Source organism: Salinivibrio sp. IB282, assembly GCF_001995685.1.
In the GTDB taxonomy this organism is placed as follows: Bacteria; Pseudomonadota; Gammaproteobacteria; order Enterobacterales; family Vibrionaceae; genus Salinivibrio; species Salinivibrio kushneri.
This window is the reverse complement of record NZ_MUET01000113.1, coordinates 1-4,185: the sequence shown is the minus strand read 5'-3', so window position 1 is coordinate 4,185 and position 4,185 is coordinate 1. Positions and strand designations below refer to the sequence as shown.

Sequence of the window (4,185 nt, the reverse complement as noted above, 5' to 3'; positions counted from 1 at the left end):
CTCACGCGTCTGTGGCATTGGGCCATCAGTTGCCGCAACAACCAGGATACCACCGTCCATCTGCGCCGCACCGGTGATCATGTTTTTCACATAGTCAGCGTGTCCTGGGCAGTCAACGTGTGCGTAGTGGCGAGTCGGTGTATCGTACTCAACGTGAGACGTTGCGATGGTGATACCACGATCACGCTCTTCTGGTGCGTTATCGATTGACGCGAAATCACGCGCTGCACCGCCGTGTACTTTTGCAAGTACCGTACAGATAGCTGCGGTCAGCGTAGTTTTACCATGGTCAACGTGGCCAATAGTACCAACGTTAACGTGCGTTTTCGTACGTTCAAATTTTTCTTTAGACATGACAGTCCCTCTAAGCACGGTATTTCGGTGGCATTACGACCACACAACCAACAATCAGGTTTGTTGAGTATATATCAAACGGCTTGAAGTTACCTTGGAGAGGATGGTGCTGATAGGCAGATTTGAACTGCCGACCTCACCCTTACCAAGGGTGCGCTCTACCGACTGAGCTATATCAGCACTCTAAAAAGAGTGGAGCGGGCAGCGGGAATCGAACCCGCATCATCAGCTTGGAAGGCTGAGGTAATAGCCATTATACGATGCCCGCAATCGTTACTCGTAGAGCTATTCAAACAATTTGAAAATGGTGGTGGAAGAAGGATTCGAACCTTCGAAGGCTGAGCCGTCAGATTTACAGTCTGATCCCTTTGACCGCTCGGGAATTCCACCTAAATTTTGGTGCCGGCTGCCGGAATCGAACTGGCGACCTACTGATTACAAGTCAGTTGCTCTACCAACTGAGCTAAGCCGGCGACAAGTGCTGCGCATTCTATGCCATGGATTTGAGGGGTGCAATAGGGAATTTTAAAAAATGGGTGATTTTTTCGTCTTTTGCGTATTTTCTCGCGTGATTGTTGCGAAAATAACCAACCGGGTCACTTAACGCCGGTCGTCGGCGCTTTTCCTTCCCTGTCGTTTGCGGTATCGTCACCCTCTTTACTGGCTTAAGGCACATGGATCATGAATGCAACGCTAACGCCTTATTTGTCGTTCGAGCGTCAACAATGGGCTGAACTGAGGGATGCAGTGCCCATGACGCTCACAGAAGATGACATTGACCGCTTGCGCGGCCTTAACGAGCATTTGTCGATGGATGAGGTGCGCGATATTTATCTTCCTCTATCCCGGCTGCTTAATCTCTATGTAAAAGCGCGCAAAAGCCGGACGGAAGTGCTAGACGAGTTTTTATCCCAACCGGTATCAAATCATGTGCCTTATGTTATTGGCATCGCGGGCAGCGTCGCCGTGGGGAAAAGCACCACCGCACGCCTTTTAAAAGCCTTGCTGACACGATGGCCTGACCATCCCAAAGTGGCGCTGGTCACTACGGATGGCTTTTTGTATCCAAACGCCGAACTTGAGTCGCGTGGCATCATGCATAAGAAAGGGTTTCCGCAATCTTATGACATGCGCAAACTGGTTGAGTTTGTGGCTGACGTCAAATCAGGAAAAGACTGTGTCACCGCGCCGATTTATTCTCACCTGGTTTACGACATCACCTCTGACGTGCAAAACGTAGAGAAACCCGACATATTGATCCTCGAAGGGCTCAATGTGCTGCAAAGTGGTATGGATTACCCGCACGACCCCCATCATGTGTTTATTTCCGACTTTCTCGACTTTTCTATCTATGTCGACGCCGAACCAGAGTTGCTAAAGCATTGGTATATCGAGCGCTTTATGAAATTCCGCCGAGGTGCCTTTCTCGATCCACAGGCTTACTTTCATCACTACACGCGGTTATCGGTCGACGAAGCCACTCAAAAAGCCGCGACCATTTGGGATGAGATTAACGGGAAAAACTTATCGGAGAACATTCTACCGACCCGTGAGCGCGCCAGCTTAATCCTAGAAAAAGGTGCCAACCACTCCGTTCAACGTATCCGTGTGCGCAAATAGTGCTTGCGAGATCAGGGTTAGTCATCGCGCCTTAGAGAGATCTCTCCACCTAAATAAGGCGTGATGTCACCCCCAACGTCAAGCAATAAGGCGCCGTGTTCATCGATACCGCGCTCAATACCACGGACTTCTCGATCGCCCATCAGTAATTTAACGGGGCGGTCGATAAAGTTATCCAACTTAGGCCAGTCGGCCATGATGCTCGATAGCCCATGTTGCTCATAGTCAATCAGTGCGTCTTTTAAACGCTCAATCAAGGTTGCCGCCAATGTATTACGTGATGGCATGGGATGGCAGGCCTCCGCTAAACGCGCCCAAGGCTGGTCAATGTTTTGATTCAAATGTGCCCCCATGCCAATATTTAACCCCATGCCAATCACAAGGTGAGCCGCATCACCGGTTTGCCCCGTCATTTCCACTAAGATGCCAGCGAGCTTTTTATCCTGAAAATACAGATCGTTGGGCCATTTCACCTTCACACCTGGCGCGCCTAGTTCATGGAGTGCTTTGGTGATCGCCACACCAACCACTAGGCTCAGCCCCATCGCCGCCGCAGGGCCGGCATCTAAACGCCAATACATCGACAAATACAGGTTACTGCCAAAAGGCGACTGCCACGCGCGACCACGGCGACCCCTTCCTTGCTGCTGATATTCAGCCAGGCAAACGCTGCCTGACGCAAGTTGTCCCACACGTTCCATCAAGTACTGATTGGTCGAATCAATGACCGGGATCGCGGATAAAGCGGGCACGTCGATATGCTCACGGAGCCAGACGTCATCCAGCAGTTCTATCGGTTGTGATAAGCAATAGCCTTTGCCCTGCACCCGGTAAATATCCAGCCCCCACGATTGCAACACTTTAATGTGTTTGCTGATAGCGGCTCGGCTCATGCCTAGCGCATCGCCTAGCATCTCGCCAGAGTGGAATTCACCATCGGATAAACGGTCTATAAGAGTCAGTCTAGCGTTATGTGCACTGCTCATTGTGCCTCCAAGCTGGTTTCACCCGTGGCACCCATAAAGCGCACCTCATGGTGCAAGGTCACACCAAACCGCGACTTGACGTCGTCGACCACCTGCTTGGCTAATTGAATGACGTCTTGGCTGCTTGCCTGATTAGCGTTCGTCAGCACCAGGGCTTGTTTAGGATGCACACGCGCTCCTCCCACTTGCTTGCCTTTCAAACCACATTGGTCAATCAGCCAGCCTGCGGCGAGCTTCTTTTTTCCCTCTCCAGCAGCGTACATGGGCATCTCGGGATAGCGGGCTTGCAAGGCTTGCGCCTGGTGTGCATCAAGCACCGGGTTTTTGAAAAAGCTGCCCGCATTGCCACACTCTCGGGGATCGGGGAGCTTGGCTTGGCGGATCGCACAGACCGCCTCAAAAATGGTTTGCGCTGATACCTGCTTTGGATCGAGATCCGCTAACGCACCATACTTGAGCACGGGCTGCCACGCTTTCGCTAATCGAAACCCCACTTGTGTGATCACCCACCCTGTCATCACGTCAGTTTTAAATATCGAATCGCGATAACCAAATTGACAGGCATCTCGGGTCAGACGACGTGTTTGCTGAGTCAATGGATTGACGATATCGACATACGCGCAGCGCTCGCAAAACTCGACACCATAAGCACCAATGTTTTGAATTGGTGCGGCGCCGACACAGCCAGGAATAAGCGCGAGGTTTTCCAGCCCGGGCAAGCCATTATCAATGCTCCAAGCGACTAAGTTATGCCAGGATTCGCCAGCCCCCGCGTGCAATACCCAGTGGTCGCCCTCATCATCGACTGACACACCAGTCAGGCGATTAAGCACCACCACGCCCTGAAAGTCTTGGCAAAAAAGCAGGTTACTACCTTCTCCCACCACTAACTTAGGAAGCGCTAGGTCGTCAACGTGCTGCCAAATAGCATATAAATCCTCCACCGTGTGCGCTTCCACGATCGCATGAGCGTGGACGGGGAGACCAAAGGTGTGATGGGGTGTCAAAGACACATCAGATAACCACTTCATCAATGCATTACGCTGTCAGAAAAAATCATGGATAGGTATACTACCTGTCCYGCTCGTATTGCGCATCTATTAGGCTATGGATCATTACCACATTCACCCTCTCGAGCCGTTACGGTTTCCGCTCGTGGCGCGATTTTATAAAACCTACTATCCACCGGGTAAACCGAAAAAAGATGAACATATCTGGGTGGTGG

Annotated in this window: 4 protein-coding genes, 4 tRNA genes and 1 pseudogene; 2 read left to right on the top strand and 7 right to left on the bottom strand. The window is 51.3% G+C overall.

Annotated elements, in window-relative coordinates; all coding sequences use genetic code 11:
- The 5 genes from BZG14_RS14675 to BZG14_RS14655 form a co-directional block, all read right to left on the bottom strand.
- Positions 1 to 354, bottom strand: a 354-nt coding sequence (locus BZG14_RS14675) for a GTP-binding protein (protein WP_241824686.1), incomplete at its 3' end; no start/stop codon positions are given.
- 104 nt (positions 355 to 458) lie between these two features.
- Positions 459 to 534: transfer RNA gene (locus BZG14_RS14670), tRNA-Thr, on the bottom strand.
- Between the two features lie 13 nt (positions 535 to 547).
- Positions 548 to 622: transfer RNA gene (locus tag BZG14_RS14665), tRNA-Gly, on the bottom strand.
- 37 nt (positions 623 to 659) lie between these two features.
- Positions 660 to 744, bottom strand: a tRNA-Tyr gene (locus BZG14_RS14660).
- Positions 745 to 751: 7 nt separating this feature from the next.
- Positions 752 to 827, bottom strand: a tRNA-Thr gene (locus BZG14_RS14655).
- Positions 828 to 1,035: 208 nt separating this feature from the next.
- Between BZG14_RS14655 and coaA the strand changes: the two genes are divergently transcribed.
- Entirely contained in the window at positions 1,036 to 1,974 is a 939-nt protein-coding gene (gene coaA, locus BZG14_RS14650) for a type I pantothenate kinase (protein ID WP_077487172.1), read from the top strand.
- A gap of 17 nt (positions 1,975 to 1,991) precedes the next feature.
- Here the strand turns inward: coaA and birA are convergent, their stop codons facing one another.
- Together birA and murB are read right to left on the bottom strand one after the other, a co-directional pair.
- Entirely contained in the window at positions 1,992 to 2,960 is a 969-nt protein-coding gene (gene birA / locus BZG14_RS14645) for a bifunctional biotin--[acetyl-CoA-carboxylase] ligase/biotin operon repressor BirA (RefSeq protein WP_077609086.1), read from the bottom strand.
- A complete protein-coding gene (murB, locus tag BZG14_RS14640; RefSeq protein WP_077609085.1) occupies positions 2,957 to 3,991 on the bottom strand; it encodes a UDP-N-acetylmuramate dehydrogenase in 1,035 nt (344 codons plus the stop codon). The genes birA and murB overlap by 4 nt, the downstream gene beginning before the upstream one ends.
- A gap of 76 nt (positions 3,992 to 4,067) precedes the next feature.
- Between murB and BZG14_RS15965 the strand changes: the two are divergent.
- Positions 4,068 to 4,185 (top strand): annotated as a pseudogene (locus BZG14_RS15965) (GNAT family N-acetyltransferase); the annotation flags it as partial.

Excerpts from the sequence above, each read along its gene's own strand:
- coaA (WP_077487172.1), top strand. The coding sequence starts at position 1,036 with ATGAATGCAACGCTAACGCCTTATTTGTCGTTCGAGCGTCAACAATGG.
- birA (WP_077609086.1), bottom strand. The coding sequence starts at position 2,960 with ATGAGCAGTGCACATAACGCTAGACTGACTCTTATAGACCGTTTATCC.
- murB (WP_077609085.1), bottom strand. The coding sequence starts at position 3,991 with ATGAAGTGGTTATCTGATGTGTCTTTGACACCCCATCACACCTTTGGT.